18 protein-coding genes and 2 pseudogenes are annotated in these 19,535 nt (G+C 67.1%); 12 read left to right on the top strand and 8 right to left on the bottom strand.

Features of this window, described 5'->3' with window-relative positions:
* The first annotated feature begins 185 nt into the window (after positions 1-185).
* The 6 genes from H8R17_RS02945 to H8R17_RS02920 all read left to right on the top strand — a co-directional run bounded on the left by H8R17_RS02945 (position 186) and on the right by H8R17_RS02920 (position 8,516).
* Complete coding sequence (locus H8R17_RS02945; RefSeq protein ID WP_223124589.1) at positions 186-1,070, top strand: phosphotransferase enzyme family protein; 885 nt, start codon at positions 186-188, stop codon at positions 1,068-1,070.
* Positions 1,071-1,254: 184 nt separating this feature from the next.
* The gene (locus H8R17_RS02940) at positions 1,255-2,274 is read left to right on the top strand and encodes a phosphotransferase enzyme family protein (protein ID WP_262504978.1); all 1,020 of its coding nucleotides are present in this window, start codon (positions 1,255-1,257) and stop codon (positions 2,272-2,274) included.
* Between the two features lie 195 nt (positions 2,275-2,469).
* Complete coding sequence (locus H8R17_RS02935) at positions 2,470-4,311, top strand: ATP-binding cassette domain-containing protein (RefSeq protein ID WP_262504977.1); 1,842 nt, start codon at positions 2,470-2,472, stop codon at positions 4,309-4,311.
* The gene (locus tag H8R17_RS02930; RefSeq protein ID WP_187821522.1) at positions 4,268-5,419 is read left to right on the top strand and encodes a tyrosine-type recombinase/integrase; all 1,152 of its coding nucleotides are present in this window, start codon (positions 4,268-4,270) and stop codon (positions 5,417-5,419) included. Before H8R17_RS02935 ends, H8R17_RS02930 begins: the two co-directional genes overlap by 44 nt.
* Positions 5,416-7,938 (top strand): site-specific integrase, encoded by a 2,523-nt coding sequence (locus H8R17_RS02925; RefSeq protein ID WP_187821521.1) that lies wholly within the window; start codon positions 5,416-5,418, stop codon positions 7,936-7,938. The genes H8R17_RS02930 and H8R17_RS02925 overlap by 4 nt, the downstream gene beginning before the upstream one ends.
* A complete protein-coding gene (locus H8R17_RS02920; RefSeq protein ID WP_187821520.1) occupies positions 7,935-8,516 on the top strand; it encodes a DUF6262 family protein in 582 nt (193 codons plus the stop codon). Before H8R17_RS02925 ends, H8R17_RS02920 begins: the two co-directional genes overlap by 4 nt.
* Before the next feature lie 134 nt (positions 8,517-8,650).
* On the opposite strand, the pseudogene H8R17_RS49060 reads toward H8R17_RS02920, so the two are convergent.
* The 7 genes and pseudogenes from H8R17_RS49060 to H8R17_RS02885 form a co-directional block, all read right to left on the bottom strand.
* Positions 8,651-8,767: pseudogene (locus H8R17_RS49060) on the bottom strand (SAM-dependent methyltransferase); the annotation flags it as partial.
* Positions 8,766-9,173 carry a Clp protease N-terminal domain-containing protein gene (locus H8R17_RS02910; RefSeq protein ID WP_399476224.1) on the bottom strand — a complete coding sequence of 136 codons (408 nt, stop codon included), beginning with the start codon at positions 9,171-9,173 and terminating at the stop codon, positions 8,766-8,768. The gene H8R17_RS02910 and the pseudogene H8R17_RS49060, both read right to left, overlap by 2 nt.
* An 82-nt stretch (positions 9,174-9,255) precedes the next feature.
* Positions 9,256-9,882 (bottom strand): hypothetical protein, encoded by a 627-nt coding sequence (locus H8R17_RS02905; RefSeq protein WP_187821518.1) that lies wholly within the window; start codon positions 9,880-9,882, stop codon positions 9,256-9,258.
* Positions 9,879-11,144 carry a hypothetical protein gene (locus tag H8R17_RS02900; RefSeq protein ID WP_187821517.1) on the bottom strand — a complete coding sequence of 422 codons (1,266 nt, stop codon included), beginning with the start codon at positions 11,142-11,144 and terminating at the stop codon, positions 9,879-9,881. Before H8R17_RS02900 ends, H8R17_RS02905 begins: the two co-directional genes overlap by 4 nt.
* Positions 11,141-11,884 (bottom strand): ATP-binding cassette domain-containing protein, encoded by a 744-nt coding sequence (locus H8R17_RS02895; protein ID WP_223124587.1) that lies wholly within the window; start codon positions 11,882-11,884, stop codon positions 11,141-11,143. The genes H8R17_RS02900 and H8R17_RS02895 overlap by 4 nt, the downstream gene beginning before the upstream one ends.
* 62 nt (positions 11,885-11,946) lie before the next feature.
* Entirely contained in the window at positions 11,947-12,342 is a 396-nt protein-coding gene (locus H8R17_RS02890) for a hypothetical protein (RefSeq protein WP_187821515.1), read from the bottom strand.
* A gap of 23 nt (positions 12,343-12,365) precedes the next feature.
* The gene (locus H8R17_RS02885) at positions 12,366-12,761 is read right to left on the bottom strand and encodes a hypothetical protein (protein ID WP_187821514.1); all 396 of its coding nucleotides are present in this window, start codon (positions 12,759-12,761) and stop codon (positions 12,366-12,368) included.
* Between the two features lie 829 nt (positions 12,762-13,590).
* Here H8R17_RS02885 and H8R17_RS02880 point away from each other — a divergent pair.
* From H8R17_RS02880 to fxlM, 5 genes and pseudogenes are all read left to right on the top strand, one after another.
* A pseudogene (locus H8R17_RS02880) lies at positions 13,591-13,878 on the top strand (ABC transporter); the annotation flags it as partial.
* Positions 13,879-13,902: 24 nt separating this feature from the next.
* Positions 13,903-14,829 carry a hypothetical protein gene (locus H8R17_RS02875; protein WP_187821513.1) on the top strand — a complete coding sequence of 309 codons (927 nt, stop codon included), beginning with the start codon at positions 13,903-13,905 and terminating at the stop codon, positions 14,827-14,829.
* Positions 14,830-15,021: 192 nt separating this feature from the next.
* The gene (locus H8R17_RS02870; protein WP_399476223.1) at positions 15,022-15,477 is read left to right on the top strand and encodes a Scr1 family TA system antitoxin-like transcriptional regulator; all 456 of its coding nucleotides are present in this window, start codon (positions 15,022-15,024) and stop codon (positions 15,475-15,477) included.
* On the top strand, positions 15,459-15,944 hold the full coding sequence (locus tag H8R17_RS02865) for a DUF6082 family protein (RefSeq protein ID WP_187821511.1): 486 nt from the start codon (positions 15,459-15,461) through the stop codon (positions 15,942-15,944). Before H8R17_RS02870 ends, H8R17_RS02865 begins: the two co-directional genes overlap by 19 nt.
* Positions 15,945-16,099: 155 nt before the next feature.
* On the top strand, positions 16,100-18,403 hold the full coding sequence (gene fxlM / locus H8R17_RS02860; RefSeq protein ID WP_187821510.1) for a methyltransferase, FxLD system: 2,304 nt from the start codon (positions 16,100-16,102) through the stop codon (positions 18,401-18,403).
* 265 nt (positions 18,404-18,668) lie between these two features.
* Here the strand turns inward: fxlM and H8R17_RS45560 are convergent, their stop codons facing one another.
* On the bottom strand, positions 18,669-18,896 hold the full coding sequence (locus tag H8R17_RS45560; protein ID WP_223124585.1) for a hypothetical protein: 228 nt from the start codon (positions 18,894-18,896) through the stop codon (positions 18,669-18,671).
* An 80-nt stretch (positions 18,897-18,976) separates the two neighbouring features.
* On the opposite strand from H8R17_RS45560, the gene H8R17_RS02850 reads away from it, so the two are divergent.
* The gene (locus H8R17_RS02850; RefSeq protein ID WP_223124584.1) at positions 18,977-19,366 is read left to right on the top strand and encodes a hypothetical protein; all 390 of its coding nucleotides are present in this window, start codon (positions 18,977-18,979) and stop codon (positions 19,364-19,366) included.
* Positions 19,367-19,535 lie beyond the last annotated feature (169 nt).

The following is a 19,535-nucleotide window of genomic DNA, read 5'->3' as shown; positions in this document are numbered from 1 at the left end:
GGGATACGGCTCTGCAAGGGCCCGCTCTACCGAGTGAGAAAGGCCCAGCTCAGCGGCCATTGTCAGTACCTCTTGACAGGCTACGCACCCATACGCGAATACCTAGAGAAGCTGTCCAGTCACATGCTGTGCACGGATGTGGCTGGGAGGCTCGGCGAACGAAAGGGCGCACCGAGGTGACCAACATGCCCGGCGCACTCCACCAACTGGTGGAGTCGGTAACCGACACGTACACCGTGGTTGCCGAACACCCCCGCCCCGGCACCATCAGGCCGTCCCTCTGGGAAGTCCACGCGCCCGGGGGCCGGCGGTGGTTTGCCAAACAGCACGTGGGCCCCAAGCTGCACCGGCGTGAGGTCGATGCATACCGGAAGTGGACGATCTCCCTCGGCGACGGCCGGACGCCCGACCTGGTCGCCGCCGAGGCCGTCTCACACACCGTCCTGGTCACCGCTGTGCCCGGGCACAGCCTCGACGCGCTCCGGCTGCCGGCCGAGCAGGAGCGCAAGGCCTACGAGCAGGCGGGTGAACTCCTCGCTCGCCATCACGCGGCGGCCGGCGGCGAGCCCGCCGCGGACACGAGCGAGGGCGAGTGGGAGGAGACGGTGTCGAAGGTCCTGGTGTCCGCCGCCGCGTACGTGCCCGAGCACGAACTCTCAACAATGCGAGCCCTCCTGAGCGAGCCGCCCCCACGGCTACCGCAGGTCGCTGGACACGGCGACTACATGCCGAAGAACTGGATGTGGGACGAGTCCGAGCAACTGCTGAGGGTCATCGACTTCGAACGCGCCGAACTCCAGCCCGCACCACGCCGGGATCTCAGCCGCCTGCGCTACCGGATCCTGCATCACAACCCGGACCTCAACGCCGCGTTCCACCACGGGTACGGCCGCACGCTCACCGAGGAGGAAGCGACGGCGTGCCGGGCGTACGGGGCCCTGGACGCTGTCGACTCCCTGGCCTGGGGCATCCAGCATCACGACGTCGGCCTGGTCGACGAAGCCCACACCATGCTGGAGAACCTGCGCCTGGAGACCGGCAAGAGCGTGTGGAGCGGGTGGCGCACGTGAATGCCTCCGCCGGAACCTCCGCCTACTACCGACGCTTTCACTCGGGTATCCCCGTTGCCCTCGCCCCCTTCGCCGACAGAGGAGTGCCCACGGAGGACAACGCGTTCACCGTCCCCACGGCACCTCGTCCCTCGGCACACGAAGGCCTGTGATCCCTATGGACGAAGCAGAGCAGGGTGCGGCGTTGACTGCTGACGTGCTGGAGGACCGGTACGGACTCGTCGTCGACCTCGTCGAGCCGGTGCACATGGGCACGGACACGATCAACCGGCGCGTCCTGACCGACGACGGGCTGCGGTTGTTCGTCAAGCAGTACGCGGCGATGGCCGACCTGGACGAGGCACGCAACGCGTGGGACATGTCGGAATACTGCCGGGCCGCGGAACTCCCCGTTCCACGCGTGTGGCCCGACGCCGACGACAACCTGGTCACCATCGCGGAAGGCAGCGCATGGGCCGTCGTCGACGAGGCTCCCGGCCGGGTGACCACGTCAGCGATGACGGTCCCCCTAGCCGAACACATCGGCGTCGTCATGGGGCGCATGCACCGTGCGCTCGCCGCGTACCCGCTGCCCAAGCGCGTGCAGCAGACCCGCTGGCGGACGGAGTCCGTCGAGGACGCTGTAGCGAAGTGCGACAACGTGATGGCCAGAGCCACGCGGCAAGGCCACGACCGTCTCGGCCAACTGCGAGTCGACCTTGACCAGCGACGTACGGACTTACGCACCCACGCTGCCGCGCTGCGGGAACAGCTGCCCGCGACGCTCGTGGAACAGGCGCTGCACGCGGATCTCACCCGCACCAACCTGATCACCCTCACCGATGCCGTCACCGGCATCATCGACTTCCGCTGCGCCAGCGCGATGCCGGCCTGGGAGCTGGGGCGAGCAGCGTTCGACCCGCGCACGGTCGCGACCAGCACCGAGTGGACTGCTTGCGCCCTGGCCATGGTGGGCGCCTACCGCTCGGAGCATCCCAGCCTCCCGATGCATGAGGTCCGGGCCTGTGCCCGGATCGCCCTGCTGTACATGCTGTTCAGCTTCTACGGCGCTACCACCGCCGAGTACGACCTACCTCGGGAGGCGGAAGTGGATCTGAAGCGGTACTGGAGTGAGCGTCAGACCGCCATCCGCCGCCTGCTCGATGACCTTGAGGGCCTCGAAGCCGAGCTCACCGTCCTCGGGGCGAGCGGGGACACCTCATGACCATCCTGCGGCTATCAACTGCGCAGCATTCCACGGATGTTGAGCAACAGCCTCAACCGCACACGGCATACAGGGGGACACCTTGGCGTATCGAACAGTGATCGGCCTGCATCTGGTCCTCATCCGCGACCAGCCCATGCTGGGCTTCCGTACGACCATGGCCGGGCACCGCGCGTCGGTGGAGGGCCAGAGCTGATGACCACCATCCCGAATCCCGCTGCCACAACCGCACCGACGGACGAGGGGGAGGTGTCGGATGAGGAACTTAAGTTCGTCATCCCCGGCGACCGCCGCATCGAGGCCGCCAACGCGATCACCACCCGCTCGATGGCCAAACGCCTGCCCCAACTGATCCGCCGATCCCTTGCACTGGGCTGGCAGGTCGACCGCGCCGCAGTCATCGCCCTGCTCAGCGTCCAGGTCCTCTCGGGTGTGCTGGAGGCGTTCGGGCTGATGGCCACCACCGGTGTGATCAAGCCGCTGATCGCCTCCCAGCACATCAGCAGCGACCAACTCCGCTCCGCCGTACCGTCTCTTGTGGTCCTGTCGGGGGCCATCGGTCTGCGAGCCCTGCTCGGCATCGCCTCCACCACGCTGTCGGCCCGACTCGCCCCGCGCATTGCCCGGGAGGCCGAACTCGAACTCCTCGACGCGGCGACCAAGGCGGAACTGGCCGCGTATGACAACCCTGGATACAACGACCGTTGGGACGCCGCCGACCGAGGTGTGGAAGTCTCCAGGGACCTTCTCACTCAAGCCCAGTACATCCTCGCCGCATCGGCATCGCTGGTCGCCTCGGCGTTCGTCCTGACCGCTGTGCACCCGCTCCTGCTGCCGTTGCTTATCCTGGCCGCCCTACCGAAGGGCCTGGCCAGCGTGCGAGCAGCACGTATCAGCTACATCGCCTCGCTTGCCACGTCGAAGGATCGGCGGCTGCTGGGCATGCTGCGCTGGTACCTGGTCGACAAGCAGACCGCCGACCAGGTCCGCTCGGGCACCATGGCACCGTTCCTGCTCGACAAGTACCGCACGGCCGGGGCGCGGATCGACACGACGACTGACCAGGCCACCTGGCGCTCTGCCAGGATCTCCCTGGTGGGTGGGGCCGCGGGAGGTCTCGCCCACGCGGTTGTGTGGGTGGCCCTGGCGCTGTTGGTGTCCGCCGGGCAGATCTCGGTCGCCGCCCTCGGCACCGCGTTTCTCGCCCTGGGCCGCGTCAGCGCAGGACTGGACGGGATCGTCGGCTACGGAGCCCAACTCTTCCGTACCGGCATGTACTTGGACGACTGGGCGGACTTCATCGACGAAGCCGGCGGCCACCGCATCGACCGCGGCCCCCGGGCGCCGGCCGCGCCCACGGTCGTACGCGCCGAGAACATCACCTTCCAGTACCCGAGCGCCGACCGTCCCGCCCTCGACGACGTCTCTTTGGAAGTCCGGCGCGGCGAAGTCGTCGCACTGGTGGGTGAGAACGGCTCCGGCAAGACCACCCTCAGCAAGATCCTTGCCGCTCTCTACCTTCCCGATCAGGGAGGAGCCGTCACCTGGGACGGCACCGACACCAGAGACCTGGACGCGCATGCCACCTGGGAGCGTGTCGCCGTCGTACCGCAGTCCTACGCGAACTGGCCAATTTCGGCGAGGGAGAACATCACCCTCGGCCAGCCCACCGAGGACGGGGACGCCGCGGTGCTCGCCGCAGCGCATGCCGCGGGCGCCGATGAGGTCATCGACGGACTGCGCAGCGGCTTGAACACCCTGCTGGCCAAGGAATGGTGGGGAGGGCAGGAGCTGTCCGGGGGACAGTGGCAGAGGATCGCGCTCGCCCGCGCCTTCCACCGGCCAGCCGGACTGCTCGTCCTGGACGAACCGACCGCAGCCCTCGATATCTATAGGTCCAGCAGGTTGCGAGGCACACGAGAGGTCCCGCGGTGGGGCCCGTTGCCTCAGCAGTATCTGAGGGGTCATAGGTATGTCAGGTACGTTCGTGATCATGATCGGAAAGTACAGGGCGGAACGGGCGCTCTCGCCAGTTGATGAGTCGGTGGCGTGGGTGGTCGTGGACGAGGCGTTCGCCCTGCACATGGAAGCGTCGTCGTTCCTCGCGGAGCTGAGGTCGGCTGGGCGCTCGCCGAACACGGAGCGGGTGTATGCGGGCAGGGTCGCGCTGTACCTCTGCTGGTGCGCCGAGCACGGCGTGGACTGGTCCCAGGCAGGAATGCTGGATCTGGGGAGGTTCCTGCGCTGGCTGGTGGCGGAGCCGCTGCCGTCGCGCGGGCGAGGGCCTGCGCTGGAGGCGCGGTATCGGCGGGAGTCGACCGCGAACGCCGTGATGACCACGGTGTGTGAATTTCTCCGGTTCGGGGCTCGGAACGGCTGGGTTCCGACGGAGATCTCCGCGTCACTGTCGGAGCCGAGGCACCTGTCCTACCTCCCCGCGGGCTACGACCCGGGCGAGGACGGCCAGTTCCGCACGGTGCGGGCGAGGAACTTGAAATACGCGGTCGCGGTGGAGGGCTACGAGTGGCTGACCTACGAGCAGGTCGACCTGCTGGTCGCGGCCACACGCCGGGCTCGGGACCGCTTCCTGGTGGGAATGTTGAGTTGCACGGGGATGCGGATCGGGGAGGCGCTGGGGCTGCGGCGTGAGGACATGCACCTGCTGTCGCATTCCGGTGCGCTCGGCTGCCAGGTGACTGGGCCTCATGTGCACGTGCGGCGGCGACGCAACCCCAACGGGGCATTGGCGAAGTCCCGCGTCTCGCGGTCGATCCCGGTCACCGAAGAGGTGGTGGCACTGTATGCCGACTACCTCCATGAGCGTGGGGGCGTCAGGGAGGCGGAGGACTGCGAGATGGTCTTCGTCAACCTCTTCCGCGGGCCGCTGGGACGGGCGATGACCTATGCCTCGGCGAAGGATCTTTTCGACCGGCTGGCCAGGAAGGTCGGCTTCACGGCCCGCCCGCACATGCTGCGGCACTCCGCCGCTACCCGCTGGGTACGTGCCGGGGTGGACCGCGACGTGGTCCAGACTCTGATGGGCCATGCCTCGGCCTCGTCGATGGACCCGTACCTGCACGCCAGTGACACGGATCTGCGGGATGCCGTCGAGCGCGTCGGTGCAGCCCAGGGAGCTCGCCGATGACCCTCGCGCTGATTCGCGACGACACCCCTGCTCTGCTCGCAGGTGTGGACCTGGCGTCCTGGACCTGCTGGCTGCAGGACGCCATCGTCCCCGGCTGGCGCCCAGGGGAGTGGGATCCGCAGGCCCTGCTGTTCACCGGAGATCCGAACAACTCCCGTACCCGCGCGAACTTCTGCCGCACAGCGGCGTGTTCGACGGTCGTGCACACCCGCAGCTTCTGCAGCGGATGCGTGAAGGCACTCTCGGTGAGTGGCCTGGACGCCGAAGCGTTTGCCGGTCAGTACCTCCCGCAGCGGATGGCCGCGACGTCCGGGCAGTCCCCGGCGCGGTGCGAGGCGCGACAGGAGGCTCGGCGCTGCGGTTACCCGGTCTCGGCGCGGGGCGTGTGCAAGGACCACTACGCGTTGTGGCAGCAGTGGAAGCGCAAGGGCGGACTGGGCGGAGACGATCCCGGCCCGTGGCTCGCGTCGGCTGATATCCGGGTGGGGGTGGAGGAAGTCCCGATGTGTGTGGTGCTGGGCTGCCCGACGGCCCAGGACTCCGGCTTGCCGCTGTGCGCGTACCACCGTCGGCGCCGCACCGCTGACGCGCGGACGGGCAACGCGGGCCAGGACGCGGCCTCGTGGGCTGAGGGGCAGGTCCCGTTCCTGCTGCAACACCAGTTCTCCTTGCGTCAGTTGGCACCGGTGCTGCGGCTGGAGTTTCTCTACGCGGTCCAGCAGCGGGATCAGCGCGGGGCCAAGCTCGACACCCAGTGCGTACGCCACCTGACCCGGGCCTTTGCCGGGTACGGGAGTCTGCTCGAAGTCGACCGGCCCACTGCGCTGGCCATGGTGGAGCGGGCCTCGAACAACACCCGAGCACATGTGAAGGAGTTCTTCCGGCATGTGCAGGCAGGCTACGAGCAGGCGGGTGGCAGTGGGCCCCGGGATTCGGAGGTCTGGGACGCGGTCACCGCCAAGATAGCCTCCCGCTACAGCCGCTCGGGGCGCCGCTACAACCAGGGCACCGTCGACTTCGGCCGGATCTCCCAGCTCTGGCTGCGCGAGAGCGTGCTGGCCTGGGCGCGGACCACCGATCCGGACAGCTACGCGCTGAACCGGATGATGAACTCCTGCGTCCGGGCGTCCCAGGCGCTGGACGCTCGCCCCGGCGGCGGCCAGGACGAGGCCGAGTTGGCCTTCACGGACATCGACGCCGTGGTGGAGGGGTTCAGGGACGCGCGCAAGCCCGACGGTGAGCGATACTCCAACTCTGTGCGCCGGGACCTGTTGGCGAAGTTCTTCCAGATGCTCGACTTCGGCCGCAGGGCCGGGCTGCTGGACCGGATGGCCGGCGGCTTCGCCCGCCAGCAATCCCACAGTATTCCCGGAGACGAGGACAACGAGGACGAGATCGGCAAGGCGATCCCCGAGTCGGTCATCGCCCAGCTCGACACCCACCTCGACCGGCTGGGCAACGGCTTCCCCTACGGCGAGATGGCCCCGCAGGACGTGCGGCTGATGTTCCGCACCGCCTACACCGTGTTGCGCGACACCGGGCGGCGGCCCATCGAGGTCACCTCACTCAAATCCGCCTGTCTGGAGGCGGAAGGCGGGGAGTTCACCCTGGTTTGGGACAACCACAAGAAGAAGCGGTACCGCCGCCGACTGCCGATCACTAAGGCCACCGCGACCGCGATCCAGATCTGGCAGCAGCGCCGCCAGCAGATCGGCGGACCGGCTCACAGCCGGTCCTACCTCTTCCCTGCGATCTCCGAGGACACCGGGGTGCACCACCTGCTGGCCGGCAACCTGGCCCGGGCGATCCGCGCGTGGGCGGACCACCTGCCTGTGTTGGACTCCGAGATGCCCGGTCTCGACGGTTTCCCGATGCCGTTCGATTCGACGCTGGTGTTCCCGTACGCGTTCCGGCACTCCTACGCCCAGCGGCACGCCGACGCGGGGGTGCGGCCCGACGTGCTGCGCGATCTGATGGACCACCGGTCCATCGACACGACCATGGGCTACTACAAGATCTCCCTGGAACGGAAGAGGTCCGCGGTGAACACGCTGCGGCTACAGGTCGTGGACCGGGCGGGACGCCCCGCCCCGATGCACTCCGCAACCGCGTACGAGGCCCGATCCGTAGCGGTGCCCTACGGCAACTGCACCGAGCCTACCAACGTCAAGGCCGGCGGGAAGAGTTGCGCGCTGCGATTCCAGTGCGCCGGCTGCGGCTTCTACCGCCCCGATCCCTCCTACCTGCCCGCCATCGAGGAGCACCTGCACGCGCTGCGGGCCGACCGCGAGACCGCCGACGCGATGGACGCCGTGCCGTTTGTCCTGCGCAACCTCACCGACCAGATCGACGCCTTCAAGGACGTGTCCGACACCCTGCACCGCCGCCTGGCGGACCTCCCCACCGACCAGCGGGCGGAGATCGAGGACGCTAGCCGGATCCTGCGTAAGGCCCGCGCGGCCGAGGGACGTGCCCTGCTGCCCCTGACAGTGATCCACCGGGAAGACCGTGGGGCATGACGGCGGCCACGCGCACCCCAGGCGAGGTGCTGCGCGAGGCCCGGCGCAAGGACAGCCGGGCCAAGCGAGCCAAGGTCGTGGCCGTCGTGGACGCCATGCTGACCAGCGGTGACCTGATCACGTTCACCGGGGTGGCCAGGGCAGCCGGCGTGTCCAGCTGGCTCGTCTACGCTGACGGCGTGCGCGAGCACATCGAGGCGGCCCGGACCAGGCAGCAACGCCAAGCGGCCAGGGCCACGCAGGCACACCCGCCGGTCGGCGCTGCCAGCCTGCAGACCGAACTGGAGCTCACCCGCGCAGACAATGCCCGGCTGCGAGCCGAACTGTCCCAGGCGCGGGCCGCCGTCCAGCGGCAACTCGGTCACCAACTCGACCAGTTGGGCTCCGCCGACCTGACCGCGAGGGTGGAGGAACTGACCCGGCAGAACCGCGAACTGCGCTCGGAAATCGACGGACTGAACCAAGTGAACAAGAACCTTGAACGACGCCTGGCCGAGACCGGCGAGGACCTCAACGCAGCCCGCACCAGCCTGAGACGCATGATCCGCGCCGAGAACCAGAGAAGCGTCGTCGACTGACAGTCGGACATCGGTTCCGTCTTCGTCCTGGGAGCAGCAGGTTGCCCGACATCACCCCCGGGCAACCCTCTACGTACCTCCTTGTGTAGTTCCTTGAGGCGATCCAGTGGAACCGGTCTCAGCCTGCCCGGATTCTACTGTTTGCGCATCAGCAGATGGCCTCGGCGGAACCGCTCCTCCTCGCCCGGCTCGCGCAGCATCCGGCCGACTTCGTCGATCGGCCAGCGGTAGGTCGGCGCCACCTTCAGGTCAGGCGTCGCCCAAACGTTGAGAGAGCGTGGCTCGGAATTCCGGGACGTTCAGGCCGCACTCGCGCAGCAGCGTGACGCTGTCCTTGTCGTTGTCCAGGATCAGGGCCAGCAAGTGGCTCGATGTGAAGTGCTTCTTGGTGTAGCTCTGGGAGAGCTGGAGGATGTGCTCCATCGAACTGGACCACGGGAGCTCTCGCTTGTTGGTCGGCTTGCTGGCCGGTTGACCGGCCGCCTGTGCCGCGTGCAGGGCCGCGTACTCGACTCCCGCGGCCTTCAGCAGGCTGCTCGCATCGCTCTCATGGTGAGCGACGCAGAGGAGCACGTGCACGGGGAAGACTTCGTTGCGGTGCAAGGACCGGGCTTCGGCAGGGGCCTGTGCAAGGTCTCGAACTGCATCCTCTGACATCAATTCGGGCATGTGCTCAGTATTCTGTCGCGTCGAGTTCGTCGTCTACCGGTCTGTGAACAATGGCTGAGGTCTGCTGACATCATTCCTCTGCATCTGTCTCCCGCTCGCGCGTTCCCTGTGCGATGACGACGCCTGCACCCACCGCGAACAACGTGAGAGCTACGAGAGCTGCGGTGACGTTGCCGTCGGCGGTCAGCGGCCATACGAGGGCGCCGCCACGGGACTGACCGCTGGAACTGGCCAAGGTCAGCGCGGCGATCGCCATGCTGATCGGCGCGATCCACGCGAGTCGGCCCCCGACGATGCGGCTGGCGATCAGCCCCAATCCTGTGAAGCCGACGACATTGCGGACTGCGGCGACGTCCCCGGGTGAGCTGGGCAGTGTCGGTTGGGCGATGGCTGCCCATGCCGCGGCCCACAAGACCATGCCGAGGAGCAGGGCCGCGCGGGGGCCCCATAAGTTTCTGGACGCCAACTGCTCCTGTCGGAACAAGCCACTGCGTGCTGAGGCCGCGATCAGACTTCCTGACATGGCCGGCGCGAGCGTGGCATAGGGGACTCCCGCGCCGCTTCCGACGCGGAGGTCGATGAGGTTTTCGCCGGCCAGCAGTGAAACTGCGCTCACCGCAGCGATGACGGCGAGAGAGGTTCCGACGCTGCGTGCCCGGAGAAAGGAAAGGTAGCTGCGTGAGGAGAGGCGGGTCACGAAACCGTGTCGAAACTCTGGGGGGACAGTCCGCACGTTCTGAAGTCGTTGACGTGCTGGCCGAACCACTCGCGTCGCTTCTCTTCGGTCGCGTTGCGGAATTTCTGCTCGGTGTCCCGGAACCGGGAGGGGAGGCGGATTTGGGTGTCGAGAAGCCAGGCGCTCACGACTTCTGTGTAAGCCCGTCCCTCGATGTCTTTTCTGCGGCCGCACGCGGCCTGATCGACCAGGTCCGTCACGAAGTAGCTGCGGGCGAGGTCCGTGTAGCCGGGTGCCTCGTCGTCAAGTGTGACTCTGAGGGTTCCCTTGGGGAGGGGAGAGAAGTCTCCTGTGGCTCTCTGCTCCAGGCGGTCGAAGGCCAGCGGAGACGTTCCGAAGCGTGCGGACAGCTCGTGGAATGCGTTGCTCACGGGTTGAGCCGAGTCCTGGAACGCAGGGTGGACACAGACCGTCGGGCTCTGACCCTTGCATACAGGTTTCGGACGCGCGAACCCACCGGCGAAGACGTATCCGTCATAAGACTGCATCATCAGGCCGAAACACAGGGCCAGCGCCAAGCTGGTGCCGCCCGCCGCGAGGTAGATCTTCCTGGGCACGCTGGAGATGGCGCATAGTGCGGCGAGGAGGACCAGGACGCATGCGAGCCAGGCGCCTTGTGTGAGGAAGATGTTGGACTGCCACTCGACGAAGACGCTAGGGCGCTCGCTGGTGACCGGCGCGAGAAGGTAGAACCAAGAACCTGGGTAGTCCAGGTTAAGGACGATGTACACGTAGGCGGCCAGCGCGACGATCGGCGCGACGACAGTTCGTGGAATGAGCCAGCCGGCTAGGTATCCGAAGGCTGCGTGGACTGCTGCGCCCATGCAGGCCGAGAAGAGGGCGCTCACCGACACACTGCCGTATCCGCCGACGTAGATCGTCTGAATCGCGAGTGCTGCATAGACGAAGAGCACGGCTCCGACCGTCCACGTGACGGCAGAGGCTAGCTGTACGACCGGCACGAGACCGTTTCGGTCATCGGAGAGTATCCGGAGATACGCGAGGCGCCGCTGCCGCTCGCGTTGTGCGATCCAGCAGGAGATGCCGGCGGCGACGGGGCCGAGCAGCTGTATGCCGCTGAGGATTGCCAGGGAGTTGGCGTCCCAGGCGTTGACGCCAGGGATGAGCGAGCGCCATGCGGCCATTCCGCACAGGAAGATGAGGATCGGAAGGGCGTAGAGCATTGGGCTGCGCCGAACCTCGGTGAAGAACACGCTTCTCACGACGGCTCACCCTCTCCGATCAGGGCTGCATAACCGCGTTCGAGGGGGGACTGCCCTTCGCCGATCATGTCGCCAGCTTGCGCCAGTTCCTTGGTATCGCCGCTGAACATGACCGCTCCGTCCTGAATCACCAGAACGTCCTTGCAGGTGGCGGCGATATCCTCGATGAGGTGGGTGCTCAGAAGGACAGTGCTCGTCTCTCCCAATCCCTTGATCACGGTGCGGAAGTCCAGGCGCTGCCGTGGATCCAGCCCGACGGTCGGCTCGTCGAGGATGAGGATCTCGGGAGAGTTGACGAGGGCGGAGGCGATGCCGACTCGGCGGATCATCCCGCCCGACAGACGCCCCATCGGCTGGTCAGCCTTCTCGGTCAGCGAGACGTACTCGATGGCGTCACTGACTGCTTGATCGATCCGGGCGGATGGTATTCCCTTGAGCCACCCCGCGTATCCTACGAATTCCTTCACAGTGAATTTCGGGATGTATCCGAACGACTGCGGAAGGAACGAGCTGCGTTGGCGTATTTCCTTCCGCTCCTGACGGCGGGTGGGGTTCAGCCCAATGATGGACATCTCCCCACCCGCCGGTTGCATCAAGGTAGCCACGGTGGAAAGCAGCGTGGTCTTTCCTGCACCGTTCGGCCCGACGATCCCGGTGATCCCTTTACTACGCACCACCAGGTCTAAATTATTCAGCACGACCTTGCGGCCGTATCGCTGGACCAAGCCTTTCGTCGCCACTGCAGGTTCCACTACTCTCCAACTACCCTTCTGCATGGTGCCCGATTCACGCCCCGGAGTCGCTAGCAGGCGCGAATGTCCCGCGGATTCGAGTCGTGGTAGTCACTTCCCGTGGTCCAGAAGGTCCTTCCGTAGTACCCCCTGGTGTTGCCGTTGTCGCAGGTGGCCACGAATCCGTGCCAGTTCGTCCTGCCTGACACCGTCCTCGAAGCCACGAGCGGGTCCGGAGAAAATGCCTTGTCCCACTTCACTTCGGCTCGGAAGTAGCGAAGTGCCGTGATGTCGCAGGAGCCGAAGCCCTCGCCGTAGACCCGTCCGTTGTCCGTGAGACCTACCGTTGTCTTGGTTGCGTCGCAGCCGGCTGGGTCCGCCGCCGCCATCGTTGCGGCCCCGATACTCAGGCCGAACGACGCGACAGACAGCGCCACGACGCTGGCCATCTTTCGTGTGCCTCTCATGCTTCTCCTTTGCGGGTTCCGCATTAACATCCGACGGTCAGGTCACGGTGAGTTGAGTCGTGATAGTCCGATCCGGATGTGAAGAAGCCGCGCGAGTAGTACTTGCGCGTATTCTGGTTGTCGCAGGTGCGGTGCCCTGCGTCGTACGCGTCATAGTCATGGTCGGTGTAGCTCGACGTGAGTGGGTCCGGCGCGAAGTTCTTGTCCCACTTGATTTCACCACGGTAATATCTGCTTCTGTCGACGCTACAGAATGCCGTAATGCCGGCGGAAAGTCTCGCGTCGCTCGACAGCGTGATTGTTGGCTTGAAGCCGTTACAGTCGGCTGGATCTGCTACCGCTTGCGGCGCCGCGAAAATGCCGGCACTCAAGGCCGTACTGGCGACAAGTAGCCAGCCCGCCTTTCGTTTTACTCCCATTCCGAGAGTCCCCTTTCGTAGGAGTGATGAGTCTTCCGGGCGGTGCGACTTCAGCGGCAGCGGAGAATGAGCCATTCCCCTTCACGTGTATGCATTCCAGAGTTGAACTCCGTAAGTTTTCACTCGTCGGAGTCGAATACCGCTCCTGACCTGCACACATCAACAATGCAACGTGCGTGGCGCGCGATGCGGGGTCGGCTGACTGCGACGCATGAACATCCGCGGCGTTGAACGATCATGGCGCGATCCGCACGGCGCCTTCGATCACTGCATGCAGGCCGAGGGGCTCACGGAACTCGCGGCCAAGTCGTCGGCGTGCCGGGCACCACCATGTTCAGCGGCACCATCGGAGGCGCCCCGCAACTGTGGCTAACCCGCCGACTCGCCGCACTCGTCACGCCGGCCCACGCGGCCGACGGCCGACAACTGGGAGCGGGCGACGCAATGCACACCACCGGCCCGGCCGAGCGGCGAAACATCGCCTTCAGCCTGCTGGCGCAGCACTCCTGGTCGACGGCTGGCACAACTCCGTACCGGTCCTCGCAGACCTCGCCCCGACGTCGTCACCTCGATCCGGGAAGTCGTTTTCCAGCACCTCGGCCTGGACAATTGACGCTCGCGGGGCAGCCAGCACGCAAGCGGCCACCCCGGGGCTCTTCGCTCCCTGGGCGTCAGTCACACGGCGGACACCACGAGTTCAACCTGAGTAACCCCGCCTATCTCCGCGATAGAGGGTCTGGTCGATGTCCTGTCACACACCGTGCCTCACATACCTGAGGAGCTGATTTCGCCCTGACCTGCTCAAGCGGCTTGACAACCCTAGATAAAGATGGACCCGAGGGCCGAGCACCGCATCTTCACCGGACTACGCCGCCTTGCCGCAGACCGTGCAGTCGTCCTGGTCACCCACAGGCTTACCAATGTGTCGATCGCCGACCGCATCGTGGTCCTCAAGAAGGGCCGCGTCATCCAGCACGGCAGCTTCGCCGAGCTGCTGGCCGACCGCGGCGGCTTGTTCCGCGAGTTGTGGGACCTGCAGAACGAGCGGACGGGTCAGGTTCCTGCCCCCGCTTCGTCCGGCGACGATGTGGCGCCCAACCAGCACGCCCTGTTCTAACGCCTCGGAGGAGCGAGAGGAGAAATGACACAAACCACCATACCGGCCGAGGCCGCAGACTGGGCCAGAATCCATGTGGGCCGGCATGCCGCCTGGGCCCTGCCCGCCGATCTCAGCGGCACCCAGTCGTGGCGCATGTCCTCGCCGCAAGGGCTCATCGACGTCCGTGTCACGCGAACTGATGAGGACTTCGGCCGCGAGGTCTACGCGCATCGGAACGCCATCTGTCGTCTCGGCCCCAGCCACGGCCCTCGACTGCTCGCCAGCGAGCCCCGGCTCAGGAGCTTGCTGACGGTGCAGCCCAGGGCATGGCGCGTCGAGAACGCAGCTCTTCAGTTCCTGCCACGCGTTCACGAGGACGCCGGTCAACTGCTGCGTGTACTGCACGCCAGTGTCAGCCGGGTGCGTGAAGCGAAGCCACGCGCTACGCGGTCCACCGTTTGCTATGCACGGCGCGTCCAAGGGATGGCTGACCAGATCGCTGCGGTGGCTCTTCCGGAGCAGGCCCAGGCCCTTCGACGATCGGCGGCCCTCGTGCTGGGGCACGCCCGGGAACTGCCGCCCGCGTTCTGTCACGGCACGTTCGGTCCGGCCACCTGGGAGTGGCAAAGCCAGTCTCAGACCTTGTCCTTCACCGGGTTCGGACGGTCCCAGATCATGGCTGCCGTCGTTGACCTCGCGCGGCCGGCGCTGTTGTGGGCCATGCAGCCGCACCTGCGTGATTGGTTCTTCAAGGGTTACGGCCGCACGCTCTCGGAACATGAGCTGCTCATTCTCGGCCCCCTGTCGGTGCTTGCCTGTGGCGAGGACCTGCTCCACGCGATCCATCGCCGCGACAAGGAATCGATCTCAGCAGCAGCCGCTGCCCTCAGTCAGGCCATGGACCAGAACGGGATCACGCTCGACAGCGACTCGACGGCACCCGTTGACGGGCAGGAGAGGTGGTGGTAATGAATCCCGTTCTCGCCGCTGACTCGCCCGTGCCGGGCGGCATGCTCCCTGCAGCCCGTGCCGCACGCGCTCCGGATGCCAGGCCCGGCCGTGCGATGGCTTTGCGCTCACCACATCCAGATCTACGCCTCCACGCTCCTTCCTGGGCCTCTGCAGGTCTAGGGGTATCGGGAGGCTGTCCGCTCGTACTCGCTGGCACGGCAGTGCGGTCACGACGAATCCGAACTGCCGAGCGGCGTACCGATCATGGTCGTGCTCGAAGAGTCGGTCCTGCACCACCACGTGGGCGGGAGCGATCTCATGTCAACGCAGATCCTCCACGTACTGGGGCTGCTCGCGTTCGAATCGGCCGTTTCGGTGGCGGTGATTCCTCTGCACGCGGCGCGGTCCACGAGGCAACTGCCCATGGAGCCCTTCGTGATCATCGACGGACACGAAGTGCTCCTCCCGATCGCTCCCGTGCCGCTCCTCGTGGAACACCGCGACCGAGTGGGCCGCTACTCCTCCGCGTTCCACCGACTACGCCAGATCGCGCTCACCTGCCTGGAGGCTCACGAGTACCTGGCGCGTCTTCTGCCTCTGCCCGCTCCCAGACCCCTCGACGATCAGTTGGAAGGAAGGAAGCTCTCATGCGCAGTAACCGTGTGACCGCTGCCGCGCTGTTCACCCTCGCGGGCACCGGCCTCGCTCACCTCGTTCTCAGTGAACGCCGGCATCGCGATCGAACCGTTCTGGAGACCGCACGCATACACCAGCAGCTGCTCGCCGCTCAGGTGGAACGACCCGGTCTCCGCGCGATCTGGGGAAGCCTGACACCGCTCGACTCGACCGAGCGCCGCCTGCACATGTACCGCAATGCCTGGGTCTCCGCGTGGGAGGCGATGTACCGCGTCGGCGCCCTATCCCCTGCCGGAGTGGACGGTGGCGCGCGCGCCCTCTTCGCCACACCTGAGGGCCTGTGCTGGTGGGCCCGTGTCCGTGAAGAGCGGGCCAGGGCCGCGGCCGGCACACGCGCGCGCCGGTTTCACGCCCTGATGGACACCGCCTACCAGGACGAGACCGGAACCGTCTTGTCGCCGACTCTCCCGCAGCGGCAAGACCTCAACTTCGCATAGGGCGTCATCGCGCGGCCGGCACCGACAGCCACGCGGCCTCTGTCATTCAGGCCCGCGTGACGTTCGGCCATAGGAGGCCGTCGAAGCGGACGGCCCATCCTGCGCACTTCATCTGTCCAAACCAAGGCCCATGGACCAGGCAAGGAGCCTTACCGGTGGGATACACCACGCCCGACGAGTGGGACGCGCACTACATCAGCGGCAAGACCTTTCGGCACCTCGGCGACGCCGAGCGCCAACTGCTCGCCGTACACGCCCCTGCCCCCGACGGCGGCCTCGCCCTCGATGTCGGCTGCGGACTCGGTGAACTCGCCTGCTATCTCACCGAAAGTGGCTACACGGTCGACGCCATCGACTACGCTCCCGCCGCCCTCACCCACGCCGAAGCCCACAACACCGTTACTTCGGCGGTTACTTACCAGGTGTGCGACATCGAGCGGGATGGTCTGGACGACCTGCCCCACTCCGCCTACGACTTGATCATTTTCCGCCTCAGCTGGGCCTTCATCCGCGACCGCACCCGCGTCATGAGCCGCCTGCGCGAACACCTGCGCCCGGACGGCACCGTCTGCGTCATCACGCCCATCACCACCGCTGTGCCGGACGGCCAGCGGGACATCGCCCTCGACGACGAGGAGATCGGCCTGCTGTGCGCGGGCTGGACGATCGCCGAACGCCACGACGCGGACGACCTCGCGTTCATCGTCCTGCGCGGTCCCGCCCCCGCCCCGGTCGAGTGCGCTGGCAAGGGGCGGCCTTCCCCGCACGCCCTGACGGGTGCTGGCGTCGTCGTCACCGACCCCGTGGGGCGGATCCTGCTGGGCTGGTCGGAACGGCGCGGGGTCTGGGAGCTGCCCGGCGGCAAAAATGACGCTGACGAAAACTTCCTCGCGGCGGCCGTACGGGAGCTTCAGGAGGAGACCGGTCTGAAGGCCAACCCTGCGGGCGCGCGGCTGCTGGCCCTGCTGATGGACTCCACCCACGGCATCCCGCGCATGACGGCCGCCGTACGCGTCGCCGCCTACAGCGGCGAAGTGGCCGTCACTGAACCGGACTTGATCCGCCGCTGGGAGTGGCACGAGGTCTCCGACCTGTCCCACCTTGCCCAGCCGCTCTTCACGCCGAGCGCGCACGTCATCGATACCGTCTGGCCCGGCCTGCTGACCGGCCTGCCTCCCGTCCAGCGTTACCCGATCACACCCGCCGAAGTCCCCGAGCCAGCCCAACAGGCGGCCGAGGCCTCCGCGTTGCGGAAGGCGATGGCCGACCGGCTGATCGAGGACGGCTGGATGGACGCGGGCAGCCCGATCGAGGCCGCCGTCCGGTGCGTCCCCCGTCACCGCTACCTGCCCGGCAGTGAACTCAAGGACGCCTACGACCCGATGCAGGCGCCCGTCACCAAGCGCACCCCCAGCGGGAAGGCGACCAGCAGCGTCTCGGCCCCCTGGCTGCAGGCCGTCATGCTCCGCGACGCCGACCTCAACCCCGGCGACACGGTGATCGAAGTCGGCTCCGGCGGCTACCACGCCGCCCTCGCCCAGGAACTCGTCGGCCCACGCGGCACCGTGCTGAGCATCGACATCGACCCGTTCGTCACCGACCGCGCCCGCCGCCACCTCGACGACACCGGCTACCACCAGGTCCGCGTCCACCTCGGCGACGGTGAGCAGGCCCCGGCCCAACTCGCCAAGCCCGCAAGCGTCGACGCCCTGATCGTCACCGTCGAGGCCCGCGACATCCCGCCCGCCTGGATCGACTCTCTCGTCGAGGGCGGCCGCCTCGTCGTCCCGCTGCGCATCCACGGCTACACCTGGGCCATCCCCTTCACTAACCGCGACGGCGTACTGATCGCGGACAGCTACACGGTGTGCGGGTTCGTCCCGCTCCAGGGGCCCGGCCACCGCGCGGACCACGTCACCCGGCTGCGCGGCGGCGAGATCACCCTACGGTTCGCCGACGGCACCCCCGTCGGCACCAGCCGCCTCGACGCCGCCCTTGACATGCCGCGCATCGAACGCTGGACGGGCGTCACCATTCCGGGCAACGTGCCCTTCGACATGCTCATGCTGTGGCTGGCGACCCACATCGAGGGCGGGTTCGCCCGCCTCGCCGTCGACGCCGACCTCGACACCGGTCTCCTGCACCGCCCCGGCGGTTGGGACGCCGCCACCCTCATCCGCGACGACTCCCTCGCCCACCTGCTCACCCGCAAACTCCCCGACGACGAATCTCGCCCCAGCCTGTGGGAGTTCGGCATCCACGCCCACGGCCCGCAGGCCGATGCCCTCGCCGACACGATGGCCGGCCTCGTCACCGCCTGGGACCGCACCGCCCGCACCACCAGCCCCCAACTGAGGGCGTATCCCGCCGCAACCGTCGACCGAGACCTGGCCGTAGGGCATGTCCTGGACAAGCCGCACCGCCGCCTCGTCTTCACCTGGACATCCGAGACACCCTGAACAGGCCCGCGGCGCGAAGCCATGCAGCACCCTCACCACGCCGTCTCGCTTCCGTCCGCCGACACACCCCCGCACGGGGTCGTGAGGCTCCCCTGCGTGATTTGGAGAATCCCATGCCAAGTGCGCCTCATCACCTACAACACGCTCTTCGGCGGCCGGGACGACTTCTGCCTTGGCAATGACACCCGCTGGAAACCAGCCGCCCCGTTCCTGAAGTCTCTGGAAGGGGATGTACGCGCTGCAGGAGGGCAACTTCTGGGACGTGCTAGGAAATCGGCGTCTCCAGCAGGCCCGCGGCGATCTGGGCGCGAGCAGCGCCTTCCTGGCCAAGGCCAACACCACCGGCCACCGCTTCCACACCGCACTGTTCTTCAACCATCGCTGGAACGTCGTCGGCGAGGGCGCGGAACGGAACAAGTACCACCACGTCCTCGGCTGGGCCACCGCCCGCCTCGACAACCACCCCGCCGAGTGGAACTTCCGTAACCTCCACCTCAGCCCGATCTCCCCCGCCCACCGGACCTTGGAAGTCGAGCCGCTGCAGACGCTCGCCGCGCCGGGGGCCGCCTCTCCGTGCTCCTCGCCGACGCCAGCACCCTCGGCATCGGACACCCCGAACCGGACTGGAGCCCGATGCCGCCGACCTGGCGCCGCACCCACCTCGTCCGCGGCAACAACGGCGAGTGGATCGTGAACCGCGAAACGATGGATGTGCTGGCCGAGGCGGGTTTCGTCGACGCCGCCGACCACCTGGGCGACCACCGGCTCACCGCAGGCTTCGGGAAAGCTGATGTCCCTCGCCGCCAGGATCTGTTCCTCCTCAGCGCCGCACTCACCGACGCCATCGGTACCCAACTCCCCACGCACGAAAGCGAGTTAGAGGTGCCGACGCTGTCTTCCCGACCGCAGCCCAAAGTGGGTGTGCCGTCATCGGCGGCCGGGACGACGGCACGTGGCCGGTGACGCCGCCCGGGGCGATGGAGAAGGTATAGATCGCGGCCCTGCGCACGCTGTCGCAGGTTTCTCCGGTGGTGCGAGCGAAGATGGGGCCTGTCGATGAATTAGTGGGTTTCTTGCGGTAGTTGGGCTCGTTGATGCGGTATGGGTCGCTTCGATGAGTTGATCGGTTCGT

It is taken from the genome of Streptomyces sp. TRM68367 (genome assembly GCF_014495685.1).
Taxonomy (GTDB): domain Bacteria; phylum Actinomycetota; class Actinomycetes; order Streptomycetales; family Streptomycetaceae; genus Streptomyces.
Note: the sequence above shows the minus strand (reverse complement) of the source record. Positions and strands in the feature narration are given on the sequence as shown.